This is a genomic window from Phycicoccus avicenniae (assembly GCF_050496545.1).
Lineage (GTDB): Bacteria > Actinomycetota > Actinomycetes > Actinomycetales > Dermatophilaceae > Phycicoccus > Phycicoccus avicenniae_A.
The window spans coordinates 38,364-51,816 of sequence record NZ_JBNVZV010000025.1 but is presented as its reverse complement, the minus strand read 5'-3'; the positions used below and the strand labels follow the sequence as shown (position 1 = coordinate 51,816).

Genomic DNA, 13,453 nt, shown 5'->3' with positions numbered 1-13,453 from the left:
ACCGGCTCAGGACCGGCGGGTCAGGGTCAGGTGGGTGACGCCGCTCGGCGAGGCCACGGACTCGACGGCGTAGGTGTCCTCCAGCGCCTCGAGCCCGTCCCAGACGCGCGACCCGCGCCCGAGCACGACCGGCACGACGACGAGGTGTGCGTGGTCGACGAGCCCGGCGGCCAGGAAGTCCCGGACCACCGTCGCGCCCCCACCGATGCGCACGTCGAGCCCGCCCGCCGCCTCCCGGGCGACCTCGAGGGCCTCGGCGGGCGAGGCATCGAGGAAGTGGAACGTCGTGCCGCCCTCCATCTCCAGCGGCTCGTGGGGGCGGTGGGTGAGGACGAACGTCGGGGTGTGGAAGGGCGGGTCCTCGCCCCACCAGCCCCGCCAGGCGGGGTCGTCCTGCCACCCGGGCGGACCGAACTTGTGGGCGCCCATGATCTCGGCCCCGAAGCCGGCGCCGTGCTGCTGGGCGAAGGCGTCGTCGACGCCGGTCGCGCCGTCGGGCCCCCAGAAGCGGGTGGCGAACATCCACTCGTGCAGGCGCTGCCCGGCGTGGCCGAACGGTGCCTCGAGCGACTGCGGCTCACCGGAGCCGAAGCCGTCGAGCGAGATGGCGAAGTTGTGGACGCGCGTGCGTGACATCGGTGCTCCTTCGTCCGTCGGGCAGCACTCTGGCAGAGCGTGCCGACAGGACCGACCCGGAGCGCCGGCGGGACTCATCGGTCGAGGGCCGCGGACGCGCCGGGAGGGTGCGGACGAGCCTCCTGCAGGGGGCTCGCGGGCGGGAGACCGGCTCGCGTGGGGCCGCGTGCGTCAGACCCGCGGCTGCTGCTGGGTGATGCAGTGGATGCCGCCGCCGCGCGCGAACAGCGGCCGCGCGTCGACCCCGACGACCTCGCGCCCGGCGTAGGCCCGGCCCAGGACCCCGAGCGACTCGGCGTCCTGCGGGTCGTCGTACGTGCAGGCCACGACGCCGTCGTTGACGACGAGGTGGTTGATGTAGGACCAGTCGACCCAGCCCTCGTCGTCCTCGAGGGTCGTCGGCGCGGGCACCCGCACCACCTCGAGCGCGCGGCCCGCGGCATCCGTCGACGACGACAGCAGCCCCTCGAGCTCGACGGACACCTCGTGGTCCGGATGCGCGCTGTCGCCCTGCCAGTGCAGCAGCACGACACCGGGCGCGCAGAACGTCGCGACGATGTCGACGTGCCCGCGCGTGCCGAACTCGTCGTAGTCGCGGGTCAGGCCGCGCGGGAGCCAGATGCACTGTGTCGCACCGATGGTGCGGTCCATCTCGGCCTCGACGTCGGCACGGGACAGCCCCGGGTTGCGGCCGGGGTCGAGCTGGACGGTCTCGGTGAGGAGCACGGTGCCCTCGCCGTCGACGTGGATCCCGCCGCCCTCGTTGACCAGCTCGGAGCCGATGCGCTCGGCGCCCGCGCGCCCGGCGACGAACGTGCCGACCTGCGCGTCGTGCTCCCACGACGCCCACTCCTGCGCGCCCCAGCCGTTGAAGACCCAGTCGACCGCCCCGAGCCCTCCCTCGTCGGACACGACGAACGTCGGCCCGATGTCGCGCATCCACGCGTCGTCCAGCGGGGCCTCGAGCAGGTCGACCCGGTATCGGCCGTGCCGTCCCTCGTCGAGCCAGTGCCGAGCCACGGGCACGGCCGACGGGTCGACGACGACGGTGACCGGCTCGAAGCGGGAGACGGCCAGCGCGACGTCGGCCCACGTGGCGCGGGCCTCCTCGGCGTCGGACTCGGTGTCCCCCAACGTGTAGCCGGAGGACGGCCAGGCCATCCAGGTGCGCTCGTGCGGTACCCACTCCGCCGGCATCCGCCACGCCACGGGTCAGCCCTCCCGGCGGTGCTCGGGGCGCACCGGCTCGGCGAGCGGGGCGTAGGAGTCGGGGCGCCGGGTGGCGAGGAAGGGGAAGAGGTCGATCCAGTCCTTCCCCTGGGCGAGGTCGAGGTCGGCGACGAGGACGGCCGCCTCGTCGCGCGGCGCCTGCACGAGCACGCGGCCGTACGGGTCGGCGATGAACGAGCTGCCGTAGAACGTGATGAGCCCCTCGGTGCCGTACCGGTTCGGCACGACGACGAAGACGCCGTTGGCGATGGCGTGCCCGACGATCGTGTGCTGCCACAGCGGCTGGGTGTCGAAGTCGGGGTGGTCGGGCTCCGAGCCGATCGCGGTGGGGTACACCAGGACCTGCGCCCCGGCGAGGCCGTAGGAGCGGGCGACCTCGGGGAACCACTCGTCCCAGCAGGTCGGCAGGCCGACGCGCATCCCGCCGACGGCGTCGAGGTCGTAGACGGGGTAGGCGTCCTCCGGCGGGCCGGCGCGGAAGTACTTGTCCTCGTAGTAGCCGGCGGTCACCGGGATGTGGGTCTTGCGGGTGCGGCCGACCAGCGTGCCGTCGGGGGCGACGAGCACCGCGGTGTTGAAGCCCAGGCCGTCGTCGGAGCCGTCCGGGGCCGGTGCCTTCTCGAAGAGGCTGGCGTGCACGTGGGCGCCGGAGGCGGCGGCCGCCTCGCGCGCGAAGGCCATCGTCGGGCCGTCCTCGAGCGACTCGGCGGTGGCGTCGGGTCGCCCGGAGGGGAGGGTGTCGGCGGGGTAGCGCGAGAGCGTCAGCTCGGGGAGGAAGACCACGCGGGCGCCGGCGTCGGCGGCGGTGCGCACGCCGTCGAGGAGGGTGGCGCGCAGCCGGCCCTGGTCCTCGTCCCAGGCGTGCTGCACCAGGCCGACGCGGACCGGGGGCTGGGTGGGCTCGTGGACGCGGGCGAGCGAGGTGGGGACCCCGTCGGCGGTGAGGAGGCGCATGGCGCCAGTATGCCGTCGTCCCGCGGTCGTGCCGCACCCCGCCGGGACATCCCCGACCCGGCGGCGCCTACCATCGCCGGGTGCGTCACTCGAGGTTCTGGGAGCTCATGGCCGAGGAGTTCGGCGGGGCCTACGCGCGCTCGCTCGCGAACGGCCAGCACCTCACCGCGCTCGGGGGGATGACCGCCCAGCAGGCCCTCGACGCGGGCGAGGCACCGCGGGCCGTCTGGGCGGCGCTCTGCGAGCAGATGGACGTGCCCGTCGAGCGGCGCCACGGCCGCGAGATCCCGCCACCCCGCACCTGAGGTTCCCCGTCACCACGGTGACGGCGCGGAAGCTCACGGACGTCGGGGATGCATCCGCGTCCTCGAGGAGGTTCCCCGTCATCACGGTGACGGCGCGGAAACTCCGGTGCCCGGTGTCGGCGCCCTGGGCTAGCGTCGGTCCACGTGAGCGATGACGTTCTCCTGCAGGCCCGGGGGCTGACGAAGACCTTCGGCGACTTCACGGCGGTCGACGGCATCGACGTGCAGGTGATGCGCGGCGAGGCGTTCGGATTCCTCGGCCCGAACGGCGCCGGCAAGTCGAGCACGATGAAGATGGTCGGCTGCGTCTCGCCGGTCTCCGGCGGCGAGCTCAGCATCCTCGGGATGGACCCCGCCACCGACGGCCCCGCCATCCGCGCGCGCCTCGGCGTCTGCCCGCAGCAGGACATGCTCGACGAGGACCTCTCCGTCGAGGAGAACCTCTGGGTCTACGGCCGCTTCTTCGGCCTGTCCCGCAGGGAGGTCCGCGCCCGCACCGACGAGCTCCTCGACTTCGCCCAGCTCACCGAACGGCGCCACGACCGGGTCGAGCCGCTGTCGGGCGGGATGAAGCGCCGGCTCACCATCGCCCGCGCGCTGGTCAACGACCCCGAGGTGCTGCTCCTCGACGAGCCCACCACCGGCCTGGACCCGCAGGCGCGGCACGTCCTCTGGGACCGGCTGTACCGGCTCAAGCGCGAGGGCGTCACGCTCATCATCACCACGCACTACATGGACGAGGCCGAGCAGCTCTGCGACCGGCTGGTCGTCATGGACCACGGCCGGATCGTCGCCGAGGGCAGCCCCCGCGAGCTCATCGACACCTACTCCACCCGCGAGGTCGTCGAGCTGCGGTTCGCCGTCGACGAGCAGGAGCGGCACGTCGAGGCGGTCTCGGGCGCCGCCGAGCGCGTCGAGGAGCTCCCCGACCGGCTGCTCGTCTACACCGCCGACGGCGACGACACCCTGGCCGCGCTCCACGACCGCGGTGTCCGTCCGCTGTCGGCGCTGGTGCGCCGCTCCACGCTCGAGGACGTCTTCCTCCACCTCACCGGCCGCTCCCTGGTCGACTGATGTCCGCCGCCACGACGACCTCCGTCGCCACCGCCCCCAGCGGCCGGCTCGGCCCCGGGCCCCGCCGCCCCACCACGCGGGCCGAGCGCGTCGGGTCCGTCGTCGCGCACCACCTCGTCGTGTACCGGCGCACGTGGAAGGGCTCGATCATCGGGCGCTTCGCCTCGCCGCTGTTCTTCCTGCTCTCGATGGGTCTCGGCCTCGGCGCCCTCGTCGACGAGCGCGCCGGCGGCGTCGACGGCGTGCCGTACCTGCGCTTCGTCGTGCCCGGCATCCTCGCGATGCAGGCGATGATGCTGGCCTTCGGTGACTCCACGTACGCGGTGATGGGCTACATCAAGTGGAACCGCATGTACTCCGCGATGCTCGCCACCCCGCTGCGGGTGGGGGAGGTGCTCGGCGGGCACCTGGCCGTCGTCGCGCTCCAGCTGGCCGTGGCCACTGCGATCTTCGTCGCCGTCGCGGCGCCGTTCGGGGCCTTCGGCTCGTGGTGGGTGCTGCTCGCGGTCCCGGTGGCCGTGCTCACCGGCATGGCCTTCAGCATCCCGCTCTTCGCACTCGCCGCCCGGATGGACACCGACAGCGGGTTCAGCATCGTCTTCCGGTTCGTCATGACCCCACTGATGCTGTTCTCCGGCACCTTCTTCCCGATCGACCAGCTGCCCACGTGGATCCAGCCGGTCGCGTGGGTGACGCCGCTGTGGCACGGGGTCGAGCTGAGTCGTGGCGCCTCCGAGGCGGTCTGGCCGGGCTGGGCCGGGGTGCTCCACGTGACCGTGCTCGCCCTCTACGTCGGCGTCGGCTGGGTGCTCGCCCACCGCGAGTTCGCCCGGAGGCTGCTCTCGTGACCGCCGTGTCGCGCGCGGCCGTCGTCGTGCCCGCCCCGGTCGGCATCGGGCTGGCCCGCCACGTCCTCATGCGCAACGTCACCGCCTTCCGCCGGATGTGGCTGCTCCTGCTCAGCGGGTTCGTCGAGCCGGTCTTCTACCTGTTCTCCATCGGCATCGGGCTCGGCGCGCTCGTGCGCACCGTCACCACCGACGGCGGCACCGTCGTCCCCTACGCCGAGTTCGTGGCGCCGGCGCTGCTCGCGGCCTCGGCGATGAACGGCGCCGTCGCCGACAGCACGTACAACGTGTTCTTCAAGCTGAAGTACCAGAAGCTCTACGACGCGATGCTGGCGACACCGTTGTCCCCCAGGGACATCGCGGTCGGCGAGATCCTCTGGTCGCTGTCCCGCGGCGCCCTGTACTCCACGATGTTCCTCGTCGTCGCGTGGGTCGCCGGGCTCGTCCACTCCTGGTGGGCGCTGCTCGCGGTGCCGGCCGCCGTGCTCGTCGGCCTGGCCTTCGGTGCCATCGGGATGTTCGCGACGACCTTCATGAGCTCGTGGCAGCACTTCGACTACGTCACGCTCGCGGTGCAGCCGATGTTCCTCTTCTCGGCCACCTTCTTCCCGCTGTCCACCTACCCCGACGCCCTCCAGTGGGTCGTCTCGGCGACGCCGCTCTACCAGGGCGTCGCGCTCGAGCGGGCGCTGCTCCTCGGTGAGGTCGGGTGGGGCCTGCTGTGGCACGTGGGCTACCTCGCGGTGCTCGGGGCGCTCGGGGTGTGGGGCACCTCCCGGCGCATCGCCACGCTCCTGCTCACCTGAGCCATTCCCTCGCGGGGGACTTCGGAGGACACTGCGGGGGATGGAGACCACCCCCGGGTCCCTCGCGGCCCTCCACGACCCGGCACTGCGCGGCTTCGTCACCGACGGCGGCCTCGAGACCGACCTGATCTTCCACCACGGCGCCGACCTCCCCGAGTTCGCCGCCTTCCCGCTCCTCGACGACGACGCCGGGCGCGCGATGCTCACGCGCTACTACGACGGCTACGCCGCGGTGGCCGCCGCCGCAGGAGCCGGTTTGCTGCTGGAGTCGCCGACCTGGCGGGCCAACACCGACTGGGCGGCCCGGGTCGGGTACGACCTCGACGCGACCACGCGGACCAACGCCGGGGCGATCGCCTACCTGCGCGGGCTCGCCGGCGGGTACGACGTGCCGGCCGTCCTCGTGGCCGGACAGGTCGGCCCGCGCGGCGACGGGTACGTCGCGGGGGAGGCGCCCGACCCCGAGGAGGCGCGCGACTACCACGCGCCGCAGGTGCGGGCCTTCGCCGAGGCCGGCGCCGACCTCGTCTCGGCCCTGACCATGACGACGCCGGCCGAGGGCATCGGGGTGGTGCTCGCGGCGCGCGAGGCCGGCATCCCGGTCTCGGTCGGGTTCACGGTCGAGACCGACGGACGGCTGCCCGACGGCACGACGCTCGCCGACGCGGTCCGGGCCGTCGACGCCGCCGCTGCCCCGGAGCACTACCTCGTCAACTGCGCGCACCCGACCCACGTGCTGCCGGGGCTCGACGAGGGGGAGTGGGTGCGGCGCCTGCTCGGCACCCGGGCCAACGCCTCGACGATGAGCCACGCCGAGCTGGACGAGGCCGAGGCGCTCGACGACGGCGACCCGACCCGGCTCGCGGCCGACCAGATGGAGGTCAGCCGGCGGCTGCCGGCGATGCGCGTGCTCGGCGGGTGCTGCGGCACCGACGTACGGCACGTCGCCGCGATGTGGGGGGTGCCGGCCCCCACCTCGTAGGCACGTCGGCGTGTCGCGGCGCGTCGTCCCGCCGTCGAACACGTGTTCGTCTACGCTCGTCCACAGGTGGTGGTTCCGGCCCCCTTCGTCCACAGGTCCCCCGGCGGCCCGTGACGGGTGTCGGTGCCTCCGCCTAGCGTCTGACCAGACCTCGCGACGAGACCGACAGCGAGAGCTGGTCGCCGGTGGACGCGCTCGATGACGAACGAAGGAACGGTGTGACATGGCTGGATCCCGCGGAAGCGTGATGCCCAACCCGGTGGCGGCTGCCAACGGTGGCGAGAAGGACAAGGCGATCGCCTCGGTGATGGCCCAGATCGAGAAGCAGCACGGCAAGGGCGCGGTCATGCGCCTCGGCGACGACGTCCGCCCGCCCATCGCCGTGATCCCCACGGGCTCGATCTCGCTCGACGTCGCGCTCGGCATCGGGGGCCTGCCCCGCGGCCGCGTCGTCGAGATCTACGGCCCGGAGTCCTCCGGTAAGACGACCGTCGCGTTGCACGCGGTCGCCAACGCGCAGAAGGCCGGCGGCATCGCGGCCTTCATCGACGCCGAGCACGCGCTCGACCCCGAGTACGCGAAGAAGCTCGGTGTCGACACCGACGCGCTGCTCGTCTCCCAGCCCGACACGGGTGAGCAGGCGCTCGAGATCGCCGACATGCTCATCCGCTCCGGCGCCCTCGACATCATCGTCATCGACTCCGTGGCGGCGCTCGTGCCCCGTGCCGAGATCGAGGGCGAGATGGGCGACAGCCACGTCGGCCTCCAGGCCCGCCTGATGTCGCAGGCGCTGCGCAAGATCACCGGCGCGCTCAACACCACCGGCACCACGGCGATCTTCATCAACCAGCTCCGCGAGAAGATCGGCGTGATGTTCGGCTCGCCCGAGACCACGACCGGTGGCAAGGCGCTGAAGTTCTACGCCTCGGTCCGCCTCGACGTGCGGCGCATCGAGACCCTCAAGGACGGCACCGACCCGGTCGGCAACCGCACCCGCTGCAAGGTCGTCAAGAACAAGGTCAGCCCGCCGTTCAAGCAGGCCGAGTTCGACATCCTCTACGGCCAGGGCATCTCCCGCGAGGGCGGCCTCATCGACATGGGCGTCGACCACGGCTTCGTCCGCAAGGCCGGCGCCTGGTACACGTACGACGGCGACCAGCTCGGCCAGGGCAAGGAGAACGCCCGCGCGTTCCTCAAGGACAACCCCGAGCTCGCCGACGAGCTCGAGCGCAAGATCAAGGAGAAGCTCGGCGTCGGGGTCAAGCCCGAGCTCGAGGCCGTCCCGGACGTCCCCGTCGACTTCTGAGGCACCCCTCCGTGGCCTTCGCCGACGGCACGGCCCCGCCGCCCGACTGGGCGGCGGGGCCCGCCGCGTCCCGGGCACCTGCCGACCTCGACGCCCTGCGGGAGGTCCTGCGCACGGCCGAGGAGGCATCGCCCGCGCCGCCCGCGCCCGAGCGTGCCCGTCGGTCCGGCCGGGGTCGCAGGGGTGCGCCCGCCCCCGCGGACCCCGAGGGCGACCCCCGCACCCGCGGCGAGGAGCCGGACCCCCACGACTGGGCCCGCCAGATCGTGCTGCGCCAGCTGACCGCCGCGCCCCGCAGCCGCTCCCAGCTCGCGCTGGCCCTGCGGAAGAAGGACTGCCCCGACGACGTCGCCACCGCGGTCCTGGACCGGATGGAGGAGGTCGGGCTCGTCGACGACGAGGCCTACGCCGGGATGCTCGTGCGCTCGCAGCAGGCCGGGCGCGGCCTGGCCACCCGGGCACTGCGCCAGGAGCTGCGGAAGAAGGGCGTCGACGACGAGACCGCGGCGGCGGCCCTCGCCGAGGTCGACCCGCACGCCGAGGAGGAGCGGGCCCGCACGCTGGTGGCGAAGAAGATGCGCTCGATGCACGGCCTCGAGCCGCACGTCCAGACCCGGCGGCTGGCCGGGATGCTGGCCCGCAAGGGCTACGACGCCGAGCTGACGATGCGGGTCGTGCGCGAGGCGGTCCGTGACGCGCCCGAGCACCGGCGCGACTGAGGCGCGACCGAGTCCGCGCCCCCGGCTCAGAGCGAGTGCAGTGGGCGCCGGCCCGGGGGGAGCGCGTCCGAGCGCACGATCTCCTTGCCGTAGGGCACGAGCGAGACCGGCAGCATCTTGAGGTTCGCGACCGCCAGCGGGATCCCGATGATGGTCACCGCCTGCGCCACGGCGCTCAGGAGGTGCCCGAGGGCCAGCCACCACCCGGCGAGCACGATCCACACGACGTTGAGGAGCACCGACCCGGTGCCCGCGCCGGGCTTCTCCACGACCGCGCGCCCGAACGGCCACAGCGCGTAGCACGCCATCCGGAACGAGGCGACGCCCAGCGGGAAGGTCACGACGAGCACGCACAGCACGAGCCCCGCGAGGGCGTAGCCGAGGGCCAGCCAGAACCCGCCGAACACGAACCAGATGATGTTGAGCAGCGTGCGCACGGTGTCCTCTCGTGGGTCCGGGGGTCCCCGGCGTTCACCCGGTCGAACGGGCGCCCGAGGCGGGGCGTTCCCAGCGGACCGGCCCGGCACCGACGGACTGGCCCGGGACCGGTGGGTCAGGCCGGGAGGCGGCGGGCGATGACCTCGTCGTCGTCGACCTCGCCGGTCTCGACGAATCCGAGCGAGCGGTACAGGCCGGCGGCCCGGGTGTTCGCCGGCTGGTAGGAGAGGGCGAACCCCGCCGGACCGGCCTGCGGTTCGAGGAGCTCGAGGGCGGCGAGCACGACCGCCCGGCCGATGCCCCGCCCCTGGTGGCCGGCGTCGACGAGGATGCCGCCGAGCCACGTGCTCCCGTCGTCGTCCAGGCCCCACATCAGGAACCCGACGACCTCGTCGTCCACCGTCACGGCAAGGGGGTTCCACACGCCGCCGTACGCGCAGAGCGCGAGGTAGTGCAGCGGAGCGGCGACGAACTCCTCCTGGTCCGGGTGCACCCGCAGCGCGGCCACGGCGCGCCAGGTCTGCGCGTCGACGGGGGAGAGGACGACGTCGGGCGGGACGGTGCGGGAGGTCATCCGGGCAGGCTAGGCCGGGCGTGCCCGGCGAGCCACCGAGATCCGCTCCCGTGCACCGCCCGCCACGTGCCACGCTGGGCGCGTGCTGACCGACGTCCTCGGGTCGCTGCCCGCCTGGCCCCTCGCGCTGCTGCTCGCCGCGTCGGTGCTCGCCGAGTCGGGCACCGTCGTCGGGATGCTGCTGCCGGGGACGACGGCGGTCATCGGCCTCGGGGTCCTCGCCGGCGTGGGGGCGGTGCCGGCACCGGTGGTCTACCTGCTCGCGGTCGTCGCGGCGGTGGCCGGGACCTCGCTCGGGTGGCGCTCCGGCCGGGACGGCGGGGCCGCCGTGCGCAGCTCGAGGCTCGGGCAGCGGGTCGGTGAGAGCCGCTGGGCCCTCGCCGACGACCTGCTCGCCCGGCGGGGGACGCAGGCCGTGGTCGTCGCCCAGTTCGTGGTGGTCGCCCGCACCCTCGTGCCGCGCATCATCGGGATGTCGGGCACCCCGTACCGCCGCTTCGCCCGCGCGAGCGTCCCGGCGGCCACCCTCTGGGCGGTCTCGCTCACCCTGCTCGGCCACCTCGCGGGGTCGAGCTGGGACGCGGTGAGCGCGGTGCTCGGGCGCGCGAGCGTGTCCGTCGCGGTCCTCGCCGGTGTGGTCCTCGCCCTCGCGTGGTCCGGGCGCCTGGTCGCCGGGCACCCGCACTGGCTCACCACCCCCGTCCTCCGGGCGCCGCTCCAGCGCCTGCGGCTCGTCCGCCGTCGCGTCGAGGAGGGCTCGGTCTCCGTCGCCGGCTCCCGGGCCGGCCACGTCGTCTCCGCCCTCCTGTGGTCGGTGGGCGCGATCCTCGTCGGCGTCGTCACGACCGTGGTGGTCCTCGTCGCGGTCGCGCGCACCGGCCTGCGCTCCCTCGACCGCCCCGTCGCCGACTGGCTCGCCGACCACGCCTCACCGGCCGTCACCGACCTCAGCCTCGCGACGGTCTCGGTCCTGCGGACCCCGTTCGTCGTCCTGCTCGCCGCGGCCGTCGCCCTCGGCGTCCTCGTGCGCCACCGGCGCCGGCTCGACGCGCAGGAGCGGCTGCGGGTGCTCATCCCGGTCGCCGGTCTGGCGGCGCTCGCGCTGGCCACCAAGGGCGTCATCGACGCGGTGCAGCACCACCGCGAGGCGCCGGGCGACGCCACCGACGAGACCCTGCGCTTCCTCTTCGTCAACCAGCTCGCCGTCGTGCCGTGCGCGCTCGTGCTCGCCGCCGTCGTCCTCGCGCCGTGGCTGTCGTGGGGGAGGAGGGTCACCGTGTGGACCTCGGTGGCGGTGGTCGTCACCGTCCTCGTCGCGGCCCGCCTGCTCTCCGGGTTCTCGACGATCAGCGAGGCGGTCGTCGCCCTCGTGGTCGGGCTCGCCTGGTCGGTCCTCCTCGCGTCGGCCGTGCGCCCGCCCGCCCCCGCGGAGGACCCCGAGGACTCCCTCGCCGTGGCCGGTCCCGCGTACCCCTGAGGTCCCCTCAGGCGGTGTCGGGCGCGCCGTGGAAGACCGCCTCGACGTTGACACCGTCGGGGTCGGCGACGAACGCCCCGTAGTAGCCGGGGTGGTACTCGGCGTACTCGCCCGGCGGGCGCAGCGTGGTGGCCCCGGCAGCCACCGCGGCCTCGTGGAAGGCGTCGACGGTGGCCCGGTCCGGGGCGGTGAACGCCACGTGGGTGTCGGCGTCGTAGCGGACGGCCTCTCCTGCCACGAGCCAGAAGAACGGTTTCGGGTGGACCCCGAAGGCGTGCATCGCCTTCTGGTCTGCGGCCTCGTCGGCGGGGACCGGGATGAGCGTCGTGATGCCGAGGGGTGCCAGGGCCGCCTCGTAGAAGGCGACGGACGCCGCGAGGTCGGTGACGGGGAGGTTGAGGTGGTCGATGAGCGAACCGGAGAAGTCGGGCACGAGGGCTCCTTCGTCGGGCGGCACGGGCTCGGGACGGCCCGGGCCCGACCCTTCCACCGGGCTCCGACAGCCACCGGCCTCCGGATCGTGACCTCGGGACGGCGGGCGGGATTCTGTCGCGGAGCCCGACGGCTCGTACGCTGGGGGACGCCATGACTGCTGCCAAGACCTACGACGTGCGCACCCACGGGTGCCAGATGAACGTGCACGACTCCGAACGCCTCGCCGGCCTCCTCGAGACCGCCGGCTACGTCGACCTCGCGAGCGTGCCGGCCGAGCGGCGCCCCGACGTCGCGGACGTCGTCGTCTTCAACACCTGTGCGGTCCGCGAGAACGCCGACAACAAGCTCTACGGCAACCTCGGGCAGCTGCGCCCGGCCAAGACCGCCAACCCGGACCTCCAGATCGCCGTCGGCGGGTGCATGGCGCAGAAGGACCGCGAGACCATCGTGAAGCGCGCGCCGTGGGTCGACGTCGTCTTCGGGACGCACAACATCGGCAGCCTCCCGGCCCTGCTCGACCGGGCCCGGCACAACAAGCGGGCCGAGGTCGAGATCCTCGAGTCCCTCGAGACCTTCCCGTCGACCCTGCCGACGCGCCGCGACTCCGCGTTCGCCGGCTGGGTCTCGATCTCGGTGGGCTGCAACAACACCTGCACGTTCTGCATCGTCCCCAGCCTGCGCGGCAAGGAGCAGGACCGCCGGCCCGGCGACGTCCTCGCCGAGATCGAGGCGCTCGTGGCGCAGGGCGTCGTCGAGGTCACGCTGCTCGGGCAGAACGTCAACACCTACGGCGTCGAGTTCGGCGACCGGCTCGCCTTCGGCAAGCTGCTGCGGGCCTGCGGCGACATCGACGGTCTCGAGCGCGTGCGGTTCACCAGCCCCCACCCGGCCGCCTTCACCGACGACGTCATCGAGGCCATGGCCGAGACGCCGAACGTGATGCCGAGCCTGCACATGCCGCTGCAGTCCGGCTCGGACCGCGTGCTGAAGGCGATGCGCCGCAGCTACCGCAGCGAGAGGTTCCTCGGGATCATCGACCGCGTCCGCGCCGCGATGCCCGACGCCGCGATCACCACCGACCTCATCGTCGGCTTCCCCGGCGAGACCGAGGAGGACTTCGCCGAGACGCTGCGCGTCGTCGAGGCCTCCCGGTTCTCCAGCGCCTTCACCTTCCAGTACTCGATCCGCCCCGGCACACCGGCGGCCACGATGGAGGACCAGGTGCCGAAGGCCGTCGTCCAGGAGCGCTTCGACCGGCTCATCGCCCTCCAGGAGCAGGTGTCGTGGGCCGGTAACCGCGAGCTCGAGGGCCGCGAGGTCGAGGTGCTCGTGGCGCCGGGGGAGGGCCGCAAGGACGGCGAGACCGCCCGGATGTCGGGGCGCGCCCGCGACAACCGGCTCGTCCACTTCGCGCTGCCCGAGGGGGCCGAGCGGCCCCGCCCCGGGGACGCGGTGACGGTCGGGGTCACCTACGGTGCTCCGCACCACCTCGTCGCGGACAGCGCTGTGCAGCAGGGAGTCTGGTCACTGCGCCGCACCCGCGGGGGCGACGCCTGGGAGGCGCTCCAGGGCGCCCCGGTACCCGGCAAGCCGGCCGTCTCGCTCGGGATGCCGTCCGTCGGCGTCCCGGCGGCCCCGCCGGTGACCTCGGCGGCCTGCGGCGCCTGAG

15 protein-coding genes are annotated in these 13,453 nt (G+C 73.7%); 9 read left to right on the top strand and 6 right to left on the bottom strand.

Annotated features, from left to right (window positions below; translation table 11 throughout):
• Nucleotides 1-6: 6 nt before the first annotated feature.
• From ACQZ2A_RS17570 to ACQZ2A_RS17560, 3 genes are all read right to left on the bottom strand, one after another.
• Nucleotides 7-636, bottom strand: a complete 630-nt coding sequence (locus ACQZ2A_RS17570) for a dihydrofolate reductase family protein (protein ID WP_430213683.1) — start codon at nt 634-636, stop codon at nt 7-9.
• 171 nt (nt 637-807) lie between these two features.
• Nucleotides 808-1,845, bottom strand: coding sequence for an agmatine deiminase family protein (locus tag ACQZ2A_RS17565; RefSeq protein ID WP_430213682.1), 1,038 nt, complete (start codon nt 1,843-1,845; stop codon nt 808-810).
• Between the two features lie 3 nt (nt 1,846-1,848).
• Nucleotides 1,849-2,820 carry a nitrilase-related carbon-nitrogen hydrolase gene (locus ACQZ2A_RS17560; protein ID WP_430213680.1) on the bottom strand — a complete coding sequence of 324 codons (972 nt, stop codon included), beginning with the start codon at nt 2,818-2,820 and terminating at the stop codon, nt 1,849-1,851.
• An 80-nt stretch (nt 2,821-2,900) separates the two neighbouring features.
• On the opposite strand from ACQZ2A_RS17560, the gene ACQZ2A_RS17555 reads away from it, so the two are divergent.
• The 7 genes from ACQZ2A_RS17555 (at nt 2,901) to ACQZ2A_RS17525 (ending at nt 8,860) form a co-directional block, all read left to right on the top strand.
• Nucleotides 2,901-3,125 carry a DUF3046 domain-containing protein gene (locus tag ACQZ2A_RS17555; RefSeq protein WP_430213679.1) on the top strand — a complete coding sequence of 75 codons (225 nt, stop codon included), beginning with the start codon at nt 2,901-2,903 and terminating at the stop codon, nt 3,123-3,125.
• 144 nt (nt 3,126-3,269) lie between these two features.
• A complete protein-coding gene (locus ACQZ2A_RS17550) occupies nt 3,270-4,199 on the top strand; it encodes an ABC transporter ATP-binding protein (RefSeq protein WP_430213678.1) in 930 nt (309 codons plus the stop codon).
• The gene (locus tag ACQZ2A_RS17545) at nt 4,199-5,047 is read left to right on the top strand and encodes an ABC transporter permease (RefSeq protein ID WP_430213677.1); all 849 of its coding nucleotides are present in this window, start codon (nt 4,199-4,201) and stop codon (nt 5,045-5,047) included. Before ACQZ2A_RS17550 ends, ACQZ2A_RS17545 begins: the two co-directional genes overlap by 1 nt.
• Nucleotides 5,044-5,853 (top strand): ABC transporter permease, encoded by an 810-nt coding sequence (locus ACQZ2A_RS17540; RefSeq protein ID WP_430213675.1) that lies wholly within the window; start codon nt 5,044-5,046, stop codon nt 5,851-5,853. Before ACQZ2A_RS17545 ends, ACQZ2A_RS17540 begins: the two co-directional genes overlap by 4 nt.
• Before the next feature lie 40 nt (nt 5,854-5,893).
• Nucleotides 5,894-6,835: a homocysteine S-methyltransferase family protein gene (locus ACQZ2A_RS17535; protein WP_430213674.1), complete on the top strand. Its 942-nt coding sequence runs from the start codon at nt 5,894-5,896 to the stop codon at nt 6,833-6,835.
• 247 nt (nt 6,836-7,082) lie between these two features.
• The gene (gene recA, locus ACQZ2A_RS17530; RefSeq protein ID WP_430213705.1) at nt 7,083-8,141 is read left to right on the top strand and encodes a recombinase RecA; all 1,059 of its coding nucleotides are present in this window, start codon (nt 7,083-7,085) and stop codon (nt 8,139-8,141) included.
• Nucleotides 8,142-8,152: 11 nt separating this feature from the next.
• On the top strand, nt 8,153-8,860 hold the full coding sequence (locus tag ACQZ2A_RS17525) for a regulatory protein RecX (protein ID WP_430213672.1): 708 nt from the start codon (nt 8,153-8,155) through the stop codon (nt 8,858-8,860).
• Between the two features lie 26 nt (nt 8,861-8,886).
• Here the strand turns inward: ACQZ2A_RS17525 and ACQZ2A_RS17520 are convergent, their stop codons facing one another.
• Nucleotides 8,887-9,297: a YccF domain-containing protein gene (locus ACQZ2A_RS17520; RefSeq protein WP_430213670.1), complete on the bottom strand. Its 411-nt coding sequence runs from the start codon at nt 9,295-9,297 to the stop codon at nt 8,887-8,889.
• A gap of 116 nt (nt 9,298-9,413) precedes the next feature.
• A complete protein-coding gene (locus ACQZ2A_RS17515; protein ID WP_430213669.1) occupies nt 9,414-9,872 on the bottom strand; it encodes a GNAT family N-acetyltransferase in 459 nt (152 codons plus the stop codon).
• 82 nt (nt 9,873-9,954) lie between these two features.
• On the opposite strand from ACQZ2A_RS17515, the gene ACQZ2A_RS17510 reads away from it, so the two are divergent.
• A complete protein-coding gene (locus ACQZ2A_RS17510) occupies nt 9,955-11,349 on the top strand; it encodes a DedA family protein (RefSeq protein WP_430213668.1) in 1,395 nt (464 codons plus the stop codon).
• A 7-nt stretch (nt 11,350-11,356) separates the two neighbouring features.
• Here ACQZ2A_RS17510 and ACQZ2A_RS17505 read toward each other — a convergent pair whose 3' ends face one another.
• On the bottom strand, nt 11,357-11,782 hold the full coding sequence (locus ACQZ2A_RS17505; protein ID WP_430213667.1) for a VOC family protein: 426 nt from the start codon (nt 11,780-11,782) through the stop codon (nt 11,357-11,359).
• Between the two features lie 152 nt (nt 11,783-11,934).
• On the opposite strand from ACQZ2A_RS17505, the gene miaB reads away from it, so the two are divergent.
• Nucleotides 11,935-13,452: a tRNA (N6-isopentenyl adenosine(37)-C2)-methylthiotransferase MiaB gene (miaB, locus tag ACQZ2A_RS17500; RefSeq protein ID WP_430213666.1), complete on the top strand. Its 1,518-nt coding sequence runs from the start codon at nt 11,935-11,937 to the stop codon at nt 13,450-13,452.
• Nucleotide 13,453: the final 1 nt, after the last annotated feature.

What these genes read in the sequence shown, in the direction of transcription:
- ACQZ2A_RS17545 (WP_430213677.1), top strand. Translation starts at nt 4,199, where the DNA reads ATGTCCGCCGCCACGACGACCTCCGTCGCCACCGCCCCCAGCGGCCGG.
- recA (WP_430213705.1), top strand. Translation starts at nt 7,083, where the DNA reads ATGCCCAACCCGGTGGCGGCTGCCAACGGTGGCGAGAAGGACAAGGCG.
- miaB (WP_430213666.1), top strand. Translation starts at nt 11,935, where the DNA reads ATGACTGCTGCCAAGACCTACGACGTGCGCACCCACGGGTGCCAGATG.
- ACQZ2A_RS17570 (WP_430213683.1), bottom strand. Translation starts at nt 636, where the DNA reads ATGTCACGCACGCGCGTCCACAACTTCGCCATCTCGCTCGACGGCTTC.
- ACQZ2A_RS17515 (WP_430213669.1), bottom strand. Translation starts at nt 9,872, where the DNA reads ATGACCTCCCGCACCGTCCCGCCCGACGTCGTCCTCTCCCCCGTCGAC.
- ACQZ2A_RS17535 (WP_430213674.1), top strand. Translation starts at nt 5,894, where the DNA reads ATGGAGACCACCCCCGGGTCCCTCGCGGCCCTCCACGACCCGGCACTG.
- ACQZ2A_RS17560 (WP_430213680.1), bottom strand. Translation starts at nt 2,820, where the DNA reads ATGCGCCTCCTCACCGCCGACGGGGTCCCCACCTCGCTCGCCCGCGTC.